At 46.8% G+C, this 20,756-nt stretch carries 16 protein-coding genes; 10 read left to right on the forward strand and 6 right to left on the reverse strand.

Annotated elements, in window-relative coordinates; translation table 11 throughout:
• Positions 1 to 813: an SDR family oxidoreductase gene (locus tag UXZ23_RS04670; protein WP_320819477.1), complete on the reverse strand. Its 813-nt coding sequence runs from the start codon at positions 811 to 813 to the stop codon at positions 1 to 3.
• Positions 814 to 931: 118 nt separating this feature from the next.
• The gene (locus UXZ23_RS04675) at positions 932 to 2,155 is read right to left on the reverse strand and encodes an acyl-CoA dehydrogenase family protein (RefSeq protein WP_320819478.1); all 1,224 of its coding nucleotides are present in this window, start codon (positions 2,153 to 2,155) and stop codon (positions 932 to 934) included.
• A 482-nt stretch (positions 2,156 to 2,637) separates the two neighbouring features.
• On the opposite strand from UXZ23_RS04675, the gene UXZ23_RS04680 reads away from it, so the two are divergent.
• Both UXZ23_RS04680 and UXZ23_RS04685 read left to right on the forward strand, forming a co-directional pair.
• Entirely contained in the window at positions 2,638 to 3,447 is an 810-nt protein-coding gene (locus UXZ23_RS04680; RefSeq protein ID WP_320819479.1) for a formate/nitrite transporter family protein, read from the forward strand.
• Positions 3,448 to 3,531: 84 nt separating this feature from the next.
• Positions 3,532 to 5,259, forward strand: a complete 1,728-nt coding sequence (locus UXZ23_RS04685) for a bifunctional protein-serine/threonine kinase/phosphatase (RefSeq protein ID WP_320819480.1) — start codon at positions 3,532 to 3,534, stop codon at positions 5,257 to 5,259.
• Positions 5,260 to 5,310: 51 nt separating this feature from the next.
• Here UXZ23_RS04685 and lpxL read toward each other — a convergent pair whose 3' ends face one another.
• The 3 genes from lpxL to hldE are packed head-to-tail and all read right to left on the reverse strand — an operon-like array spanning position 5,311 to position 8,610.
• A complete protein-coding gene (gene lpxL, locus UXZ23_RS04690; protein ID WP_320819481.1) occupies positions 5,311 to 6,219 on the reverse strand; it encodes an LpxL/LpxP family Kdo(2)-lipid IV(A) lauroyl/palmitoleoyl acyltransferase in 909 nt (302 codons plus the stop codon).
• Positions 6,212 to 7,183, reverse strand: a complete 972-nt coding sequence (gene rfaD, locus UXZ23_RS04695; RefSeq protein WP_320819482.1) for an ADP-glyceromanno-heptose 6-epimerase — start codon at positions 7,181 to 7,183, stop codon at positions 6,212 to 6,214. The genes lpxL and rfaD overlap by 8 nt, the downstream gene beginning before the upstream one ends.
• Positions 7,180 to 8,610: a bifunctional D-glycero-beta-D-manno-heptose-7-phosphate kinase/D-glycero-beta-D-manno-heptose 1-phosphate adenylyltransferase HldE gene (gene hldE, locus UXZ23_RS04700; RefSeq protein WP_320819542.1), complete on the reverse strand. Its 1,431-nt coding sequence runs from the start codon at positions 8,608 to 8,610 to the stop codon at positions 7,180 to 7,182. Before hldE ends, rfaD begins: the two co-directional genes overlap by 4 nt.
• 112 nt (positions 8,611 to 8,722) lie before the next feature.
• Here hldE and waaA point away from each other — a divergent pair, with 112 nt between their 5' ends.
• Positions 8,723 to 10,027 carry a lipid IV(A) 3-deoxy-D-manno-octulosonic acid transferase gene (gene waaA / locus UXZ23_RS04705; RefSeq protein ID WP_320819483.1) on the forward strand — a complete coding sequence of 435 codons (1,305 nt, stop codon included), beginning with the start codon at positions 8,723 to 8,725 and terminating at the stop codon, positions 10,025 to 10,027.
• 88 nt (positions 10,028 to 10,115) lie between these two features.
• On the opposite strand, the gene UXZ23_RS04710 is transcribed toward waaA, so the two are convergent.
• Entirely contained in the window at positions 10,116 to 11,480 is a 1,365-nt protein-coding gene (locus tag UXZ23_RS04710; RefSeq protein WP_320819484.1) for a TolC family outer membrane protein, read from the reverse strand.
• Between the two features lie 158 nt (positions 11,481 to 11,638).
• On the opposite strand from UXZ23_RS04710, the gene UXZ23_RS04715 reads away from it, so the two are divergent.
• The 7 genes from UXZ23_RS04715 to parC all read left to right on the forward strand — a co-directional run bounded on the left by UXZ23_RS04715 (position 11,639) and on the right by parC (position 20,732).
• A complete protein-coding gene (locus UXZ23_RS04715; RefSeq protein WP_320819485.1) occupies positions 11,639 to 12,253 on the forward strand; it encodes an NUDIX domain-containing protein in 615 nt (204 codons plus the stop codon).
• 134 nt (positions 12,254 to 12,387) lie between these two features.
• Entirely contained in the window at positions 12,388 to 12,876 is a 489-nt protein-coding gene (locus UXZ23_RS04720) for a DUF1249 domain-containing protein (protein ID WP_320819486.1), read from the forward strand.
• A gap of 117 nt (positions 12,877 to 12,993) precedes the next feature.
• Entirely contained in the window at positions 12,994 to 13,800 is an 807-nt protein-coding gene (gene cpdA / locus UXZ23_RS04725) for a 3',5'-cyclic-AMP phosphodiesterase (RefSeq protein ID WP_320819487.1), read from the forward strand.
• A gap of 5 nt (positions 13,801 to 13,805) precedes the next feature.
• Positions 13,806 to 14,438 carry a YqiA/YcfP family alpha/beta fold hydrolase gene (locus tag UXZ23_RS04730; RefSeq protein ID WP_320819488.1) on the forward strand — a complete coding sequence of 211 codons (633 nt, stop codon included), beginning with the start codon at positions 13,806 to 13,808 and terminating at the stop codon, positions 14,436 to 14,438.
• Positions 14,439 to 14,574: 136 nt separating this feature from the next.
• A complete protein-coding gene (gene parE / locus UXZ23_RS04735; protein WP_320819489.1) occupies positions 14,575 to 16,464 on the forward strand; it encodes a DNA topoisomerase IV subunit B in 1,890 nt (629 codons plus the stop codon).
• A 3-nt stretch (positions 16,465 to 16,467) separates the two neighbouring features.
• Complete coding sequence (locus tag UXZ23_RS04740; RefSeq protein WP_320819490.1) at positions 16,468 to 18,345, forward strand: putative bifunctional diguanylate cyclase/phosphodiesterase; 1,878 nt, start codon at positions 16,468 to 16,470, stop codon at positions 18,343 to 18,345.
• Positions 18,346 to 18,470: 125 nt separating this feature from the next.
• Complete coding sequence (parC, locus tag UXZ23_RS04745; RefSeq protein ID WP_320819491.1) at positions 18,471 to 20,732, forward strand: DNA topoisomerase IV subunit A; 2,262 nt, start codon at positions 18,471 to 18,473, stop codon at positions 20,730 to 20,732.
• The last annotated feature ends 24 nt before the right edge of the window (positions 20,733 to 20,756 follow it).

The raw sequence follows: 20,756 nt of genomic DNA on the forward strand, positions 1-20,756 counted from the left end.
TTATTTCCTGCGCTCTTCACGCTTTTTCAATGCTTCAGCCATCTTGCCGATTTGATTACGGTAAATCCAAGGCAGGAAGCGTTTTACAAAATACGCACGACGACCGACGGGATGCGGATTGCAAATCAGTTCATTTTTCTGCATCGATACGTAAGCTGCATCGGCTACATCGTCAGCATCTAAAGCGGATGATTCGAATACTTTATCGACGAATTTCAACATATCTGGATCAGATGTTTTCATTCCCACATTTAAATTGGTGCGGAAGAAACCTGGGCATAATGCGGTAGTGCCAATGCCGTACGGTTTTAATTCGTAATGTATAGTTTCTGACAGTGCAACAACACCGGCTTTTGTCACGTTATAGGATGCCATCGAAGGTGCCACCATTAAACCGGCCAGCGATGCGACGTTAATAAAGTAGCCCGAACCTTGTTTTTTCATCAAAGGTGTAAAGGTGCGACAACCAAGAGCCACACCTTTTAAATTGATATCGATGATCCATTCCCACCACGCCCACTCACCGGCATCAATACGATCTCCAGTAGCAACGCCCGCATTGTTAATGACGACATCAATGCTGCCCCAACGCTGACTCACTTCTTCAGCTAGCGCTTGCCATTGTTCAGGACTGCGAACATCCAAAGAATAAATCCAACCATCACTGCCGGCAGCTTTGACCATTGCTAACGTTTCTTCTGAACCTTCAGCATTAATATCAGCGATACAAATATGAGCACCCGCTTTGGCAAAGCGCAGCGCTAAGGCACGACCTAAACCGCTAGCGGCACCGGTAATTAAAACGTATTTCATTATGTATTTACTCTAACGTGAAATTATCGCCGAACGTATCGACCTACGAATGTGTCTGCATTCTAGGCTGTGAACAAACGGCTCCTTAAGAGTCGTTTGTGCCACATCCGCTTGCTTCTTACTCTTCCACCATATATTTGCGGTATTTCATCAGCTCGAACTTCGCCACCAATCCACGGTGCACTTCATCAGGACCATCAGCTAAGCGCAAAGCGCGAGCCTGAGCATAGATACCGGTTAACGGGAAATCATCAGATAAACCACCACCACCATGAATTTGCATTGCGGCATCACAAATCTGTTGCGCAATATTCGGTGCAATCACTTTGATTTGCGAAATTTCACTCATGGCAGCCATAACGCCGACCTTGTCGATAATCCAAGCGGCTTTAAGTACTAACAAGCGTGCTTGTTCTATGCTCATGCGCGCATTAGCAATGATGTCGCGGTTGCCGCCTAGGTTAGCAATCGGCTTACCGAATGCCGTGCGGCTTACTGCACGCTTGCACATCAACTCGAGCGCTTTTTCCGCGCCACCGATTAGACGCATACAGTGATGAATGCGACCAGGCCCCAAGCGACCTTGGGCAATTTCAAAACCACGACCAGGACCTGCAATCATGTTGCTTAACGGTACTCGCACGTTATCGAATGTCATTTCACCATGACCGAACGGCTCATCGTAGTGACCAAACACAGGCAGCATGCGCTCGATTTTCACACCAGGAGTGTCAAAGTCGAACAACACCATAGAATGCTGCTGGTGACGATGCGCTTCAGGGTTGGTTAACCCCATAAAAATACCGACTTTGCAGTTAGGATGGCCGATTCCGGTAGTCCACCACTTGCGACCATTGAGTACGACTTCATCGCCTTCAACAATTGCGGTTGCTTCCATATTCGTTGCATCAGAAGACGCGACACCGGGCTCAGTCATACAAAAGGCCGAACGGATTTCACCCGCCATCAATGGCTTTAGCCACTTTTCTTGCTGCTCGGCTGTGCCGTACTTCTCTAGCACTTCCATATTGCCGGTATCTGGCGCATTGCAGTTGAAGATCTCAGAAGCAATGAACGAGCGCCCCATAATCTCGGCCAACGGTGCGTATTCAAGATTGCTCAAGCCAACACCGTGGGATTCATTCGGAAAGAATAGATTCCATAAGCCCGCGGCTTTCGCTTTTGCCTTTAACTCCTCGATGATCGGCAGTACAACCCACTTATCATCTAGGCTGTGCAGCTCGCGCAGATAACTTTCTTCAATCGGATCAATCTCGTTCTTCATGAACTCAGAAACGCGTTTGATGTATTCCTGAGCCTTGGGGGAATGCTGGAAATCCATTCGATTTCTCCTAGTGAATAGCAATAATTACATTGAGTGTACGCAGAGGATTCGAATAGATGAAATGAATAGTTGTTATCTTAAACTATTCTTAAATCATATAACTGTAAGTCTGCTACCGAATGCGTCATAGGGACAAAATCAGACATGTATACGGCATGAGATTCGAACCAATCTAAAGCGCAGCTAATCCACTCTGCACTTAAGCGGTGCACCTTACAAAATTCATAATCGAAATATTGACTTAAATTGCGAAAAACTCGAAGAATTTCTCAAGTTTTTTCTTATTTTTAAACATGGCATAGGTCATGCAAAGGTATTAACAAGTGAGCCAACGGCGGCTCTTACAATTTAAAGAATTCTGGATAACGGCGTCCATCTCACGAGCAATTTTCTGCTCGTGAGAGGGCGCCTTTTTTTTGGCTGTAAGCTAAGAAATCCTAACGATTGACTAACTTTTAATAACCCAATGAGGTGAGACTATGTCTTATTTAGCTCCAGCGGAATTCGTCACTAAGATGGTGGATGCAGGCGAATCAAAAATCTTTATGTCGACGCGCGATACATTAATTCGTGCCTATATGGCAGGTGCGATATTAGCACTTGCGGCGGCTTTCGCCGTAACGGTAGCAGTACAAACTGGCGTATTCTTAATTGGTGCAATTCTTTTCCCTGTCGGTTTTTGCATGTTGTATTTAATGGGCTTCGACTTATTAACCGGTGTGTTTGTACTTTGCCCTTTAGCCTTATTAGATAAGCGCCCCGGTGTAACGATTGGCGGCGTGCTACGCAACTGGGGTTTAGTATTCCTAGGTAACTTTGCCGGTGCTTTAACCGTTGCCTTTATGATGGCCTTTGTTTTTACCATGGGTTTCAACACTGACCCAGGTGCTGTTGGTGCAAAAATCGCAGCGGTTGGTGAGTCTCGTACTTTAGGTTACGCCCAATATGGTGTGGATGGCTGGTTAACTATTTTCATCCGCGGCATGTTATGCAACTGGATGGTATCTATGGGGGTTGTTGGTGCCATGGTTTCTACTTCTGTCAGCGGTAAGGTTATTGCTATGTGGATGCCTATTATGCTGTTCTTCTTTATGGGTTTTGAACACTCGGTAGTAAATATGTTCTTGTTCCCTTCAGGCATCATCATGGGTGGCGATTTCTCTGTCGCTGATTATTTCATCTGGAACGAAATCCCAACGGCAATCGGCAACCTTGTTGGTGGTTTAGCGTTCACTGGCTTAACTCTATACACTACTCATGTACTGACTAAGCCAAAGCGTAATGCTTAAAAAAGTTGCCTGCCTTTAACTAAAAGACAGTAATTAAAAGCCTCGGTGAATTATTGCCGGGGCTTTTTTCTTAGGGAAATATTGATGTCAAAGCATCTGAAAGTCACCGTTGGACAATGCTCCGATAAAGGCATTAAAGACATCAATCAGGACTTTCATGGTGTCGCTATACCACAAGAACCCCAGCTGAGTTCTAAAGGTATCGTCGTGGCTCTTGCCGACGGGATTAGCAGCAGCAGCGTAAGCCAAATAGCCAGTGCGGCAGCCATTAATGGATTTTTAAGCGATTATTACTGCACCTCCGAAACATGGTCAGTTAAGCAATCTGCGCAGCGGGTTTTATACGCCACTAATTCTTGGCTTCACTCACAAACACGCCAGAGCCAGTACCGTTATGATAAAGATAAGGGCTATGTCTGCACCTTTAGCTGCTTAGTTATAAAATCGAATACGGCGCATATCCTTCATGTTGGCGACACCCGAGTCTATCGTTTACACGATACTGCAATGGAACAATTGACTAATGACCACCGCTTGTGGATATCAGAAGATAAAAGCTATTTAAGCCGCGCGCTCGGTATCGACCAGCAACTGGATATCGACTATCAGAATTTTGCCGTAAGCAAAGGCGAAATTTATATTTTAGCTACCGACGGAGTGCATGAGTTCGTCAGTGCCAATGATATTATTGCCATCATAAAACAGAATGGCGACAACTTAGACTTAGCCGCTCAAACAATTGTCGATAAAGCTCTTGCCAACAAGAGTGATGACAACCTCACGATTCAGATATTACGCATCGACGATTTGCCTGATCAAGGTCTCAACGAAGTTCAACTGCAAATTACCGACTTACCTTTCCCGCCAGAGCTGGATGCTCGCATGGAATTCGATGGCTACGAAATTATTCGTGGTCTGCATTCTACGAGTCGCAGCCATGTATTTCTGGCTAGAGATATTGAATCTGACCAACGGGTGATTGTTAAAATTCCTTCAATCGATTTGCGTAACGACCCCGCCTATTTAGAACGTTTTTTAATGGAAGAATGGATTGCTAAACGAATAGACAGTGCTCATGTACTAAAGCCCATTGCCAATACTCGCCAACGACAGTTTTTATATGTGGCGATGGAATTCATAGAAGGGAAAAATCTTGCCCAATGGATACGTGACAACCCAAAGCCGAATCTAGATGACGTGCGCGACATTGTTGAGCAAATAGCTAAAGGACTGCGGGCATTCCATCGTTTAGAAATGCTGCACCAAGATTTAAAGCCCGATAACATCATGATTGACCAAAGCGGCACGGTGAAGATCATCGACTTTGGTGCCACCTTAGTAGCCGGTTTAGAAGAGATGGAAAGCGCTGTCGACCAGCCATTAATTTTAGGCACAGCACAATACAGCGCACCGGAATATTTTTTAGGTGAAAATGGTACGGTATATTCCGATCAGTTTTCATTAGGTGTGATCACCTATCAGATGCTAACAGGCAAGTTACCTTATGGTTCGAATATCGCTAAAGCTAGAAGTAAAACGGCACAAAACAAACTAAAGTATCAATCACTGATTACCGATGACTCCGAAATTCCTGCATGGATCGACGAAGCTATCCGCAAGGCCGTACAAGTCAACCCCTACAAACGCTATGAAGATTTATCTGAGTTTGTTTACGATTTACGCCACCCTAGCAAAACCTTCTTAACTAAAACAAAACCACCGTTACTGGAAAGAAATCCCGTTGCGTTTTGGCAGTCAATCTCATTTCTGTTATTAATTGCTTGGCTGCTGACCTTATTTTCTAAAGCATAACGCTGAAGTCAGCATAAAAAACGCAGCTTAAAGCGGCGTTTTTTAAAACCGTCATTGATAGATCTTACCTTTTTTCTCATTTTTATCAGGCCGCGTCTTAAAGCGCTTATGTAGCCATAAATACTGAGAAGGATGTTCACGCAGTCTGCTCTCCAAAAAAGCATTTGCTACGCGTGCATCTTCGACTTCATCGTCACTAGGGATTGGTAATGGATCATAAGCGGTTAGTACATAACCGCTATTATCTTCTTTCCGAAAATAGGTCATCGGAATAACGACCGCGTTGCCGGCCTTGGCTATTCGAGAAGTAGCAGTAATAGTTGCTGCAGGTACACCAAAGAAGTCGACAAACACACTATTTTTACGTCCAAAATCTTGATCTTGGGCGTACCAAAGCACATTGCCTTTTTTCAGCGTTCGAATAAATCCGCGAATATCTTTACGGGTAAAACACTGCTGATATAAACGATCTCGATTGCGTTCCATGACATAATTCATGACAGGATTATCTTGAGGGCGATAACTCACGCTTACCGGCAAGATATTCGTCGTTAAAGAACCTGCCAAATCCAGCATTGAGTAATGAGCGCCTAAAAGCATCACACCACGACCTTCAGCCAGGTGGGATTTAACCTGATCAAAGCCAATGAACTCAGTACGATCAAGTAGATAATCTGGAGCACGAAACCAAGCCATCATGGTTTCCATTAAGCCAATACTGTTATCAATAAAAATCTGACGCACCAGTATCGCTTGCTCTTGTTCAGATTTTTCCGGAAAGCAAAGTTCAATATTACGTTCAGCAATGCGGCGGCGACTTTTAGCAACTTTATGCAACAACAAACCAATAACGCGGCCAATCGCTAACTGCCAAGCGTAAGGTAAAAACGTAATAGCGCGCAGCAATCCCAACCCCAGCCACACGAACCAGTGCTGGGGCATCAGTAAAGATTTAGGCATTCAACCAGTCCAAGTAGGCGAACACACCCTGTTCTACGTTGGCAAATGCATCGGTATAGCCTGCAGCACGCAATGCACTAATATCGGCTTCAGTGAAGCTTTGATATGCGCCCTTCAAATGTTCGGGAAATGGCGTATACGATTTACTGCCTTGCAGGCCTTTTTCACCATGCCACTTAATCACGGCATCCGCGACATCATTGAAGCTCTGGCAGTTACCTGTGCCTAAATTAAAGATGCCGCTTTGTGTTGGGTTTTGCCAGAACCATAAATTGACTTTGACGACGTCACCAACAAAAACAAAATCGCGACGCTGTTCGCCATCACCATAACCACCGCTGCCACCAAACAGCTTGCAGATACCGTTGTCTTTTAATTGATTATTAAAGTGGAAAGCAACCGATGACATTGAGCCTTTATGCTGCTCGCGTGGCCCATACACATTAAAATAACGGAAGCCAACGACTTGGCTAGGAAAGGCGTTATTGGGATAGCTCAGTTGTAATTGACGCACGTACTGATCAAACTGCCACTTAGAGTAGCCATAAACATTTAATGGCTTTTCAAACCGACGTTCTTCTTTGAAAACATCACTACCGCCGTAGACAGATGCGCTCGACGCATACAAAAAAGCGATGCCTTTTTCTAAGCATGCGTGAAGTAAGGTTTTGGAGTATTCGTAGTTATTTTCCATCATAAATTTGCCATTCCACTCGGTAGTGGAAGAACAGGCGCCTTCGTGGAAAATCACTTCAACGTCATCAAGCAGGCCATCGTCTAACTGCACACGCTGGAGAAAATCGTCTTTATCGAGATAATCTGCGATATCACAATCGCTGATATTATAAAACTGCTTACCATCGCTCAGGTCATCGACAACGATAATATCGGTACGGCCTTGCTCGTTCAGCGTTTTTACAATATTACTGCCAATAAAACCCGCACCGCCGGTTACGATAATCATGCTTCTGTCTCCTGAATTCGTTTTACAATCGCACTAGTAGAGCAGTTGTCTTTAAAGCTTAAAATAATAACGTCGCCACCATTTTTTTGTACGCACTGGCCACCGGCAACTTGCTCAATTTTATAGTCGCCACCTTTGACTAAGATGTCAGGTAATACTCGGCAAATTAAGCGTTCAGGCGTGTCTTCTGTAAAAGGAACTACCCAATCAACACTTTCCAACCCTGCCAATACCGCCATGCGATGATCAATGGTATTAATTGGTCGGCTTGGCCCTTTTAAACGACTTACCGACTCGTCAGAATTAACCGCGACTAATAGCCGATCACCTAATGCTTTGGCTTCTTTTAAATACTGCACATGGCCGGGATGAATAATATCAAAACAGCCATTGGTCATGACTAATGTTTCGCCACGCGCACGCGCTTCTTGCACTAAAGCCATTAAGGATTCTTCATCGAATAAACCAGCACCTTGCTGACTCTCGCTGCGTAGTTCACGACGTAATTCTTCAGTCGTCACGGTGGCCGTACCCAACTTACCAACCACCACACCAGCCGCAGTATTGGCTAACGTCGTTGCCTGTTGAAAACTTTGCCCCGCCGCTAAACACGCCGCTAATACCGAAATAACGGTATCGCCGGCACCGGTAACATCAAACACTTCACGGGCGCGCGTGGGTAGATGGAAAGGTTCTGCATCGCGCTCTATCAGCGTCATGCCTTTTTCGCTACGCGTCACTAATACTGCCTGCAAATTATAACGCTGAATTAACTCCTGCCCCTTAGCGACCAATTGCTCATCGGTTAAGCACGGACCAACAACGGCCTCGAACTCACTAAGATTTGGGGTAATTAAAGTCGCACCGCGATAGCGCTCGAAATCGGTACCTTTTGGATCAACCAAAACAGGTATATTTTGCGCACGCGCAACCGCAATTAGGCGCTGAGGATTACTAAGTGCACCCTTTCCGTAATCCGACAAAATAATCACACCTGCACGTTCAATTCGCTGATCGAAATCGTCATACAAATTGCTTAGGTCAGTGGCATCAAATGCTTCTTCAAAGTCGAGACGAATCAACTGCTGATGACGGCTAATAATGCGTAATTTGGTAATAGTAGGGTGCAAAGGATGCTGCAAAAAGCCGCAATCTACGCCCGACTTTGCCAAGAGATCAGCTAAAGCTTCACCGTTTTCATCGTTACCAGTAATGCCCAGCAAATCAACGCCTGCACCTAGAGTCGCAATATTGAGAGCGACGTTACCAGCTCCGCCAGCGCGATTTTCGATATCTTGAATTTTAACCACAGGCACTGGTGCCTCAGGCGATATACGAGAGGTCGGCCCTTGCCAGTAGCGGTCTAACATTACGTCACCAAACACCAAAACACGGGCTTGATGAAAATCGGGAATGGTTACATCCATCGTTAACTTCACACGAATTTTGAAAGGCGACATTCTAGCATATTGATCCAGCCAGTTCCGCTACTCAGTGTTTCATTACCTAGGCATATAAGCACTCGCATTGGCTTGTGCTATGATTTGGCTCCCGTCGCCTGTCTTGATTTGGATTATCGTGCCTCGATACTTATACACCCTGCTTTATACTTTATTACTGCCGATTTTTGTTGCTCGTCTATGGTGGCGTGGTCGAGTAAATCCCGGCTATCGTCAACGCATATCCGAGCGTTTTGGTATAATCCCACATCGTCCAGCAGCAAATGGACTTTGGATTCATGCCGTATCGGTTGGCGAGACCTTAGCCGCAGCGCCGCTAGTGCGCCGCTTCATGCTACAACATCCTAATGTACCCGTGATCGTTACCACCACGACACCCACAGGTTCAGAGCAGGTGAAACGGTTATTCGGCGAAAGCGTATTCCACATGTACTTGCCTTACGACGTTCCATTATTTTTAACTAGATTTATCAATAAGTTACGCCCAGGCTTGTTGATTATTATGGAAACCGAGTTATGGCCTAATCTACTCGCTAGCTGCGCCAAGCACCGAGTACCTGTGATGCTTGCAAACGCACGTTTATCCGAAAAATCAGCGCAGGGTTACCAAAAATTCAGCAAACTAACCGGGCCGATGCTAAGCCAATTAAGCCTAGTGGCAGCTCAGAATGCCGACGATGGTCAGCGCTTTTTGGCTTTGGGGCTGGCGGAAAACAAACTTGATGTCACCGGCAGTATTAAGTTTGATGTAACGGTTCCTGCGGGTATTAGCGCTAAAGGAGCAGAGCTACGGCGACAGTGGGGAAGCGAACGTCGAGTACTGGCCTTAGCCTCGAGTCACCCTGGCGAAGACGAACGTCTTTTAGACTTATATCCGCAACTGCTTAAAGCTTGTCCAGATTTGCTACTGATGCTGATACCACGACACCCAGAACGTTTCGAGGCAGTGACCAATGCTGTACGCAGTCGCGGACTCAGAGTGCAACGCCGCAGCAATGGCCCAGCAACAAAAACAACCCAAGTATATGTCGCCGACAGTATGGGCGAGATGCTGCAGTTACTTGCCGCCGCCGATGTGGTGCTGATGGGTGGCAGCTTAATCGAACGCGGTGGGCACAATCCGATTGAACCAGCAGCACTAGGTAAAGCGACGTTGATTGGTCCTAATTACACCAATTTTGCTGCAATTGTGGACACCTTAGTGGAAGCAGAAGCGCTTGCGGTAGTCGATGCTGATGACGGCTTGTTAGCGGGTCTACAGACATTTTTGGCCGATCCAGAGCGGTGCGCTGCAATGGGACGCAATGCTCAGCAAACGGTCGATGCGAATCGCGGTGCCGTTGAGCATTTAAGTGATATAGCCGCTGGATTTTTGCGGCTCTAGGCCTATCACCAAGCCAGCTCGCAGACATAAAAAAACAGCGGCTAAGCCGCTGTTTTTTTATCCCTAATTTTAGACTTTAGCGTCTAAGTTAAGCTTCCAACCAAGTATTCAGCATTTGAATATCTTGCTCATTCAAGGTGCCGGCAAAGAACTTAAGATTCAGCAAATTGATGATGTAATCATAACGGGCATTCGCATAATCGCGCTGTGCTTGGTAGAGGTTACGTTGCGCATCCAATACTTCAACGATATTACGAGTACCCACTTTATATCCCGTTTCTGTTGCATCTAACGCACTCTTAGCCGACTTGATAGCCTGCTTACGCGCTTTGATGTTCAGCACGTCAGTGCGAACCTTGTGATACAAACTACGAATGCTTTGCTTAACATCACGACGTTGCTTCTCTAGATCATAATCTGCAGCGGCATAGTTCAATGCTGCTTGCTTACTTTGACCATAAAGAGAACCACCCGCTAACAATGGTACCGAAATTTGCACCCCAACAGCCGTTGTCGTGCTACCAGTTTCCATAGAATCTTGACGAGAATCGGTATAAGAAGCGATCAAATCAACCGTTGGCATGTGATTCGAACGAGCAGCGTTACGTTGCAAACGCACGGCTTCACGACCACTTTCTGCCAATAGAATACCAGGATACTTACCAAGGCCAGAATCAACCCATTCGTTTACATCCGTAGGTTCTGGCATTTCCATTGATACTTTCTCAAGCAACGGGGCAACGCTTTCGTAACGCTCACCGGTTAAGTTTTCAATGGCTTCGTAGCTGATTTCAAGCGCCGCTTCTTGTCCTAGCAAATTCACGTAGCTTAAGTCGTAGCCCGCTTGTGCCTCATACACTTCAGTAATAGCAATCAAGCCAACGTCGTAGCGCTGTTTCGTTTGCTCAAGTGAGCGCTTAACTGCTTTTTCTTCTGCTTTGGCAGTCGAAAGATTGTCTTGTGAGCGCAGTACATCGAAGTAGGCTTCAGCAGTACGCAACAACAGCTGTTGTTCAGCCAGCTGTAAGGTTAAATCGGAACCGGCATTGCCAGAACGGGCAGCTTGGTAGGTATACCAACTGTTTAGATTTAACAACGGCATGCTTGCAGAGACAGCCAACTGATTCTGACGATAGTTACTCTCTGTGGAGCCCGATTGAGCGCGTCCACACTGCAATGAGTCAGGGCCAGACACACCGCAGTAATAAAGATCGATACCAGAATCGAGCTCTAGTTCAGTATCGACTTCGGTGATTTTGTAGTCCAATTGCGCTTTGGGTAGCAAAGCACCGCGAGCAATCATGACGTTGTAGTCATCCGCTTCGCGGGAAGAGCGCGCCGAGGCAACTTCGGGGTCATTACTGGCCGCTTGTTCATAAATGGTGCTAAGGTCAGCCGCGCTAGCAAGGGTAGACGCTAGCAGGGCTGAGGTAATAGAAAGCAATTTTTTCATACTAGTGCCTTTCGCAACGGGCGGTGTAAAAATAGAGTATTTGGATTCTACCAGAAAAAATCCAATCTACCCGGCGAGGATTGTTCCACATTTAAGAACACTGAGTGCTGTCGCCGTCGGGTTTTACATTCTTATTCAGTAATATAGGTAGGTCAAGCATGGCAGAAATACCCACCACATTTGATGCGAGGGATATTGTAGTTGAAGATCGTAGTATCCTGTTTAAACGCTTCTTTGCCATTGAAAAAATTCGCCTTAAACATCGCACCTTTTCCGGTGAATGGACCGATAGTTTCGAGCGCGAACTCTTTGAACGCGGTGAAGCCGTATGTGTACTGCTATTTGATCCCCTGCGTGATTGCGTCGTACTAACCGAGCAGTTCCGTATTGGCGCTCTTGCCGATGAACGCTCCCCATGGTTATTGGAATTGGTGGCAGGGATGGTTGAAGAGGGTGAAAGCTACGAAGACGTAGCCGCCCGAGAAACAGAAGAAGAAGCTGGATGTCAGTTCACAAAATTACATCCTATTTGTCGCTATTGGGTATCTCCGGGTGGCACCAGTGAAAGGGTTCAACTTTACTGTGGAATTATCGACAGCAAGGATGTTGGCGGGATTCACGGCCTAGCGGAAGAAAACGAAGATATTCGCTTAACAACGTTATCGTTTGCTAACGCTTGGGCAGCTGTTGATGCTGGCGTGATCAATAATGCGGCCACTATTATTGCGCTGCAATGGCTAAAGATACATCATGAATGCATGACCAGACCGTAACCGCCACCAAGGTTGGCTTGTCTTGCTATAGACACTTAAAGGCTAAGGAAGACATTGCTTAGTTCGATTCATTCTGTCACTAGTAAGCGATTCCGGGATTCGATAGGCTGCTTGACCAACGGTAACAAAATAAGGTGTTCACAAACATTGAAGGTAATGAGGATATCGTGATTCGTAAACGCTACGTGCCTGATCTACAAGAATTAGCTGCCCTATGCGAAGCTAATTATGTGCGATTTTTAAAGCTTCTTCCCAATAGTGAAGCGGGTAGCGAGCGTATATTTGCCATTACCTCGGATTCCGAGAACCGTGCGCAGGTGCGTATTCGCGTGCAAGAACAGCACCCCTACACCACCATGCTTGAAGTCGTCCAAGAAGGGCTCAGCCCTGCATGGATTCAACCTCCATCAATGCAAGTTCGCTTATATCACGACGCCAGCATGGCCGAAGTGCTTAGCTATCAAAATCAACATAGATTTGATGGTCGCTATCAATATCCGAATCCACAAATGCGTCTCCCGGATGAGAAAGTGCAGCTCAACCGCTTTCTTGCTGATTGGCTCGACCACTGCTTACGGCATGGCCACGTCAACATTCCATTCTCGTTTACCCCAACGTTTTAACCGCTCCGGATCGTGTTTTACGCGAGTTCATCGCAGAATTTGTGAACCGTGTCCGATACCCATAGTCTGAATCTTGTTACTATCAAGCGCTGACTCAAAGGGTATCTGGAGGATATCTTGCACACGCTAACGACAAACGGGCCGCTGCGGCTAATACAAATTACCGACACGCATTTGCTAGGCCCGGACGACGGTCGCCTGCTCGGTATGCCGACGTCACAAAGTCTGGATAGTGTGTTAAACAGCATTCGAAAACAGCACCCACAGGTTGATGCTTTTCTGGTTACGGGAGATCTTACGCAGGATGGCAGTGAGAAATCCTACCAACACCTACACGATGTAATGAGTAACTTTCAACGCCCTACATTTTGGCTACGCGGCAATCACGACGAGTCGATCGCTATGAGCAAAGTGGCACAAGGAACTGAACACTTACAACGTGTGATTCGTAGTGAACACTGGCAAGTTATTATGCTCAACTCTCAAGTTAAAGGAGCCGTATTTGGCGAACTAGCGGGAGAAGAACTCGAGTTTCTAGACCACACTCTTGCTGAAGAACCAGACCTTCACACACTTGTTTGTCTGCACCATCACCCAGTATCGATGAATTGCGCGTGGATCGACCCGATTGGATTACGCAACAGCCACGAATTTATGCAGCTACTTGGCCGCCACAATAATGTTCGTGGTGTGGCTTGGGGTCACGTCCATCAGGCATTAGAAGGCGTACAAGATGGTATTCGTCTGATGGCAACGCCCTCAACCTGCATTCAGTTTGAACCAAATTCAGATGACTTCGCCCTCGACGATCAAAATCCGGGCTATCGTTGGTTTGAGCTATACCCCGATGGCAAATTCGATACCGGCGTGGAGCGCGTGAAAGGCGTTCACTTTGAAGTAGATCATTCGCAAACCGGATACTAGTCGCTATGCCAGCTGTATCTATTGATGCCTTACCCGCAGAGGTAAATCAGTTCGGTTGTTTGTATTTGCACGGCTTTTTAAGCTCACCGCAATCACAGAAAGCGCAGGAGCTAAGGCGCTATTTCGAGCGGCATCTCGATGCTCAACAACTTAGCATTCCAACCTTGCCCTTTGCTCCAACGGATGCAATCGAGGTTGCCAATAGCGCCCTAACCGCGCTCCAATCTTACTATCCCAAAGTCTTTCTTATTGGTAGTTCACTCGGCGGTTTCTATGCCACATGGCTGGCGCAGCAACATCAAGTCCCCGCCGTGCTAGTGAATCCAGCCGTGCGTCCCTTCGAACTATTTGAGCATTACCTTGGACCACACACCCATTATTATTCCGGCGAAGTACATCAGTTGACGACCGAACATCTCGACCAGCTAAGACGATTAAATGTCGATACCGTTATGCATCCTGAGCGCTTACTGCTATTACTACAAACCGGTGATGAAACCCTCGACTATCGTCACGCTGCGCAGCTTTACAGAGAAAGCCCAGCTTGGCTTGAAGGCGCAGGCAATCATAGTTTCGAACGATTCATTGAACGACTACCACAAATTTTTCACCATATAAGTCGCTGTTTAAAGCCCTAAATACCCTTAACCCGCCTGAATGGCACGCCATTCAACTGACCAATTGTGCAGAATCCTCGACACAAGCTGCACAAGTGGCGGGTCCTCGGTATACTCTGCGGAAAACAAGCACTATGGATTGCTGGCTGAGGTCTGAATGTCAAAGCAATACACCGCATCTTCTATTGAAGTATTAAGCGGCCTAGACCCGGTACGAAAACGTCCGGGCATGTACACAGATACCACCCGACCAAATCATCTAGCGCAAGAAGTTATCGACAACTCAGTCGATGAAGCGTTAGCCGGTCATGCCACCCTTATCGACGTCACATTGCATGGCGATGGCTCCATGACGGTACTCGACGACGGTCGCGGCATGCCCACGGATATTCACCCTGAACATGGCGTTTCAGGTGTTGAGCTGATTCTTACGCAGCTTCATGCGGGTGGTAAGTTCTCAAACGACAACTATCAATTCTCCGGTGGTTTACACGGGGTTGGTGTGTCTGTCGTGAACGCGCTATCACAGGTGTTAGAAGTCACCATTTGGCGTGATGGCCAAGTACAACGTATCGGCTTTAAAGATGGCTACAAAGCCATGGAATTACAGGTCGTGGATACCTGTGCGAAAAAACGCACCGGCACCAGTGTGCGCTTCTTGGCTGATCCTAAGTATTTCGACTCACCACGCTTCTCAGTCGCGCGCCTCAAGCACGTTTTACGCGCTAAAGCTGTTTTGTGTCCGGGTTTACGCATTAAGTTTACTGCACCGAATGCCGAAGACAGCGCCGAGTGGTATTACGAAGATGGCCTCCGTGACTATCTAGAAATCAGCTCGACTGGCTACGAAGTCGTACCATCAGCGCCATTTACCGGTTCTATGATGGGCAACCACGAAGGCGTCGATTGGGCTGTACATTGGTTGCCAGAAGGCGGCGAACTGCTGCAAGAAAGCTACGTTAACTTAATTCCTACTGCCCAAGGTGGTACACACGTTAATGGCTTCCGTTCTGGTTTGCTGGACGCTTTGCGCGAATTTTGCGAATACCGCAACTTGCTACCGCGCGGTATTAAGCTTACGCCTGACGATTTATGGGAACGCTGTTCTTATGTGTTATCAGCAAAATTAGGTGATCCACAATTCGCTGGTCAAACCAAAGAGCGACTGTCTTCACGCGAAGCATCGGCGTTTATTTCGGGTGTGGTGAAAGATGCCTTTGCTTTATGGCTGAATGAAAATACCGCTGAAGCCGAACGCTTAGCCGAAATGGCGATTAGCAGTGCGCAAACGCGCCTGCGTAAATCGAAAAAAGTAGCGCGTAAAAAGATTACCCAAGGCCCAGCGCTACCCGGCAAACTTGCCGACTGTAGTGGCCAAGATACCGAACGCAGCGAACTGTTTTTGGTAGAAGGTGATTCCGCCGGTGGCTCGGCTAAGCAAGCTCGTGATCGCGAATTCCAAGCGATTATGGCCCTGCGCGGCAAAATCTTAAATACATGGGAAGTCGATTCCACTGAGATTTTGGCCTCGCAAGAAGTACACGACATTGCCGTGGCTTTAGGTATTGATCCAGGTACCGACGATCTAAGCGGTCTGCGCTACAACAAAGTCTGTATTCTTGCCGATGCCGACTCCGACGGTTTGCACATTGCCACACTGCTTTGTGCCTTATTTGTACGTCACTTCCGTAAGCTGGTATCCGACGGCCATGTCTATGTTGCCATGCCACCGCTATACCGAATCGACATTGGTAAAGACGTATATTACGCCCTTGATGAAAGCGAAAAACAGGGCGTGCTAGATCGCATTGCAGCCGAAAATAAACGCGGCAAAATCAACGTTCAACGCTTTAAAGGTTTGGGTGAAATGAACCCACTGCAGTTGCGCGAAACCACCATGGATCCGAATACTCGGCGCTTAGTTCAATTATCAATTGAGCCCGGCGATGGCACTAACGAGCTGATGGATATGTTACTTGCCAAAAAACGCGCGCCAGACCGTAAATCGTGGTTAGAAGCTCGCGGCAATGAAATCGAGATTCTGTAAATCGTGTATTTACGTCGCTGGTTTGCCCCACTAGCTCTGCTACTGATCGTCTGGTCTTTATTTACCGGCGCGTCAGTAGCCGACGGTGATCGAAATAACAGCTTACCCACCGATTTGTTGGTTTTGCTATTTACCATCGTGATCTTGGGGGCTTCTGTTGTCTTTTTTTATTGGCGCCAAATTCGTCGACGCCAAGAAAGCGATCAACGCTTAAAAGAGCATACTGAGCTCATTCGTAATATCCTCGATTCGCAGCCTGACATGGTGTATTACAAAGACACCGAAGGTCGCTATCGGCTTTGCAATGAAAATTGCGCCCGCTTTATCGGCCGTTCCGCCAAAGAAATTTACGGCTTAACCGATGCCGATTTTTACGACAGCCCAACCGCAGCGCTCGCCAGCCAAAGGGATAAGGAGACGATTGAGCGCGGTGCCCAGTGCATCCACGAAGAATGGCTGCATAATGCTGAAGGTCGTCCAGTATTACTCGAAACACGTAAATTGCCGTTATATTCGAAAGACGGTCAATGCACCGGCATTCTTGGCATGAGCCGCGATATTACCGAAAGTAAAAAGGCGCAGAAAAATTTAGAGCACATGGCACATCACGATGTGCTCACCGGCTTAGCTAACCGTATTTTATTAAACGAACAATTAGACTACGCCCTGCAATTAGCCAAACGCAGTAATAAAACAGTTGCCGTATTATTTATTGATCTCGATAAATTCAAAGAAATAAATGACTCCATCGGCCATGCCGTAGGCGATTTATTATTAAAAGATGTCGCTCACAGGCTAACTAAAAATCTGCGCGACACCGATATATGCGCACGCTTAGGGGGCGATGAGTTTATCGTCGTTTTAACCCAAGTTGATGACGCTAGTACCATTAATGAAAAATGCGATCAGCTACTCAATGTTATATCGCAACCCTATTCTTTGCAGGGCCATTTACTCAGCGTCTACGCTAGCGCGGGCATCAGTGTCGCTCCACAGCATGGTGAAAGTGTTGATGCACTTATCCGCAATGCCGATGTCGCCTTGCATAAAGCAAAAGAACTGGGGCGCAATCGCAGCTGGATGTACCAGCCAGAATTAAGCCGCAACATACATAGTCGCATGTCGCTCGAAAAAGACTTACGTGATGCCTTAGTTCAAAATGACTTCCGCTTGGTCTATCAACCTCAGTTCCGAAAACATGAATCAAATCCACTGCGCGTAGAAACCCTTTTACGTTGGCCGCATCCCCTTCGCGGGCTCATTTCACCACATGAATTCATTCCCCTGGCCGAAACCAGCGGTTTAATTATGGAGTTAGGTTTATGGGTTTTACGCTCAGCATGCGAACAATTTTTAGCGTGGCGTGACCAAGGATTAAACCTAGAGAAAATTGCCGTTAACGTATCCGCCATTCAAATCAATGGTAGCTTTGCAGAAAGCGTGGCAAAAATATTAGACGATCTAAATTTCAATCCACAATGGTTGGAATTGGAAGTAACCGAATCGTTAATGATGTCAGGCATTACCGAAGTAACTCAACAGATCCATTTGCTGCGCAATATGGGTGTGGAGTTCTCGATAGATGATTTTGGCACAGGCTACTCATCATTAAGCAAAATTAAGTCGATGCCGGTTAGCGTATTAAAAATTGACCAATCATTTGTACGCGATATTAGTGATGAATCCAGCGACTACGAGATCGCCCGCGCTATTATTATGATGGCAAAGAGCTTAGGTCTATCAGTGGTAGCGGAAGGTGTAGAAAGCCAGATTCAAGAAGATACCTTACATCGTTTGGGTTGCGATTGGTTGCAAGGGTACTTTTATGGCAATCCATTGAGTGGTGAAGAATTTTTAACAAAATATAGTACTAACCAATGACGTTTACTGGTTGGCATAAAAGAACAATGCGGCACTGTTGTGTTGCGATCAGGGTAGAGTCACAATCGGCTCAATAAACATAGACCCGAATAAACTGAATCAAACGAAGCGATGAAAAGCGACCTATGACGGATCAGATCAGTTATACAGACGACGGTGTCGAACGCCAGACTCTCAAACATTACACCGAGAATGCGTACCTCAATTATTCGATGTACGTCATTCTTGATCGTGCGCTGCCGCACGTTGGCGACGGCTTAAAGCCAGTACAACGCCGTATCGTCTACGCGATGAGCGAGTTGGGCTTAAAGTCGACGGCTAAATACAAAAAATCGGCTCGTACAGTGGGTGACGTGCTGGGTAAATACCATCCTCATGGCGACAGTGCATGCTATGAAGCGATGGTCCTCATGGCGCAGCCGTTCTCTTATCGTTATCCATTGGTCGATGGCCAAGGTAACTGGGGCGCCCCGGATGATCCAAAATCCTTCGCCGCCATGCGTTATACCGAAGCGAAATTAGCGAAGTATGCCGATGTGCTGCTATCGGAGCTGGGCCAAGGTACGGTTGAGGGGCAACCTAACTTCGACGGCACCATGGACGAGCCCATCACCCTTCCGGCGCGCCTACCGAATATTTTATTGAATGGTACAACGGGGATTGCGGTTGGTATGGCCACCGATATTCCGCCGCACAATGTGCGCGAAGTCGCCAGTGCCTGTATTCATTTATTGGATGATCCGTCCGCGGATATTGAAGCTCTGTGCGAGCATGTGATTGCACCCGACTTCCCGACCGATGCCGAAATCGTCACGCCCCGCGCAGATTTACGCAAAATGTATCGCGAAGGCAAAGGCAGCGTGAAGATGCGTGCCGTTTATACTGTAGAAGATGGCGACATTGTCATTACTGCACTACCGCATCAAGTATCCGGCGCGAAGATCCTAGAACAAATCGCAGCCCAAATGACGGCTAAAAAACTGCCCTTGGTCACCGATTTACGCGATGAATCAAACCACGAAAACCCAACTCGTTTAGTGATTATTCCTAAATCCAATCGAGTGGATGCCGATGCGGTGATGGCGCATTTATTTGCCACCACGGATTTAGAACGTAATTACCGCATTAATATGAACGTCATTGGTTTAGACGGACGTCCGTCCGTTAAAAACCTACTGACCATGCTAACCGAATGGCTAAGCTATCGCACTGAAACCGTACGGCGTCGTTTGCAATATCGTTTAGACAAAGTGATGGCTCGTCTGCATATTTTACAAGGCTTGTTAGTTGCCTTTTTAAATATCGACGAAGTAATTGAAATTATCCGCGCCGAAGATCAACCTAAGCCAGTTTTAATGTCACGTTTTGACATCAGCGATATTCAAGCAGAAGCCATTCTTGAATTAAAATTACGTCACCTCGCCAAATTGGAAGAAATGAAAATTCGTGGCGAACAAGACGAATTAGAAAAAGAACGTGATTACCTAGAAAAAACTCTGGGTTCTGAGCGTCGCTTAAAAACCTTAATTAAGAAAGAAATCACCGCAGACGCCGAAACCTATGGCGACGAACGTCGCTCACCTGTGGTTGTTCGTGGTGAAGCAAAAGCCTTTAGCGAAACGGAATTAGTGTCGGCAGAAGCGGTCACCGTTGTACTCTCCGCAAAAGGTTGGGTACGTGCGGCGAAAGGCCATGATATCGATGCCGAAAATCTCAGCTATAAAGCGGGCGATAGCTTTATGATTGCCGCCCAAGGCAAGAGTAATCAAAACGCGATATTCCTCGATAGTAGTGGTCGTTCTTACAGCTTGCCTGCACACCAACTGCCATCGGCACGCGGCCAAGGCGAACCCCTCACCGGTAAGCTGAACCCACCGGCGGGCGCTAGCTTCCTAAAAGTATTGATGGGCAAAGACGAAGAACAATATTTACTGAGCACCGATGCAGGCTATGGCTTTATTGCCACCCTTGCCGATATGCAAAGTAAAAATAAGGCTGGCAAGACACTGATTACCATTCCTGATAATGCCCGTATTCTTGCGCCTGCACGTTTAGCCGATCCTGAAAAATGCTGGATTGCAGCCATCAGCAACGAAGGTCGTATGTTGGTATTCCCAGCAGCAGACCTGCCGCAAATGGCACGTGGCAAAGGCAATAAGATGATCAGTATTAACAGCGCACGTGCCGCCAGTCGTGAAGAATTAATGGTGAGTGCTGTTGCCTTCCATGAAAATGACACCTTGCTGGTACACGCCGGTAAGCGTCATTTGAAATTGAAGTTCTCCGATTTGGAACATTATCAAGGCGAGCGTGGACGCCGTGGTAATAAACTACCTCGTGGATTCCAAAATGTAGACTTAATGGAAGTCGTAAACGCTGGGGAATAAGCACCTAGCAAAGCAAAGGGGCGT

Source organism: Thalassolituus sp. (assembly GCF_034111725.1).
Classification (GTDB): domain Bacteria; phylum Pseudomonadota; class Gammaproteobacteria; order Pseudomonadales; family Oceanobacteraceae; genus Thalassolituus.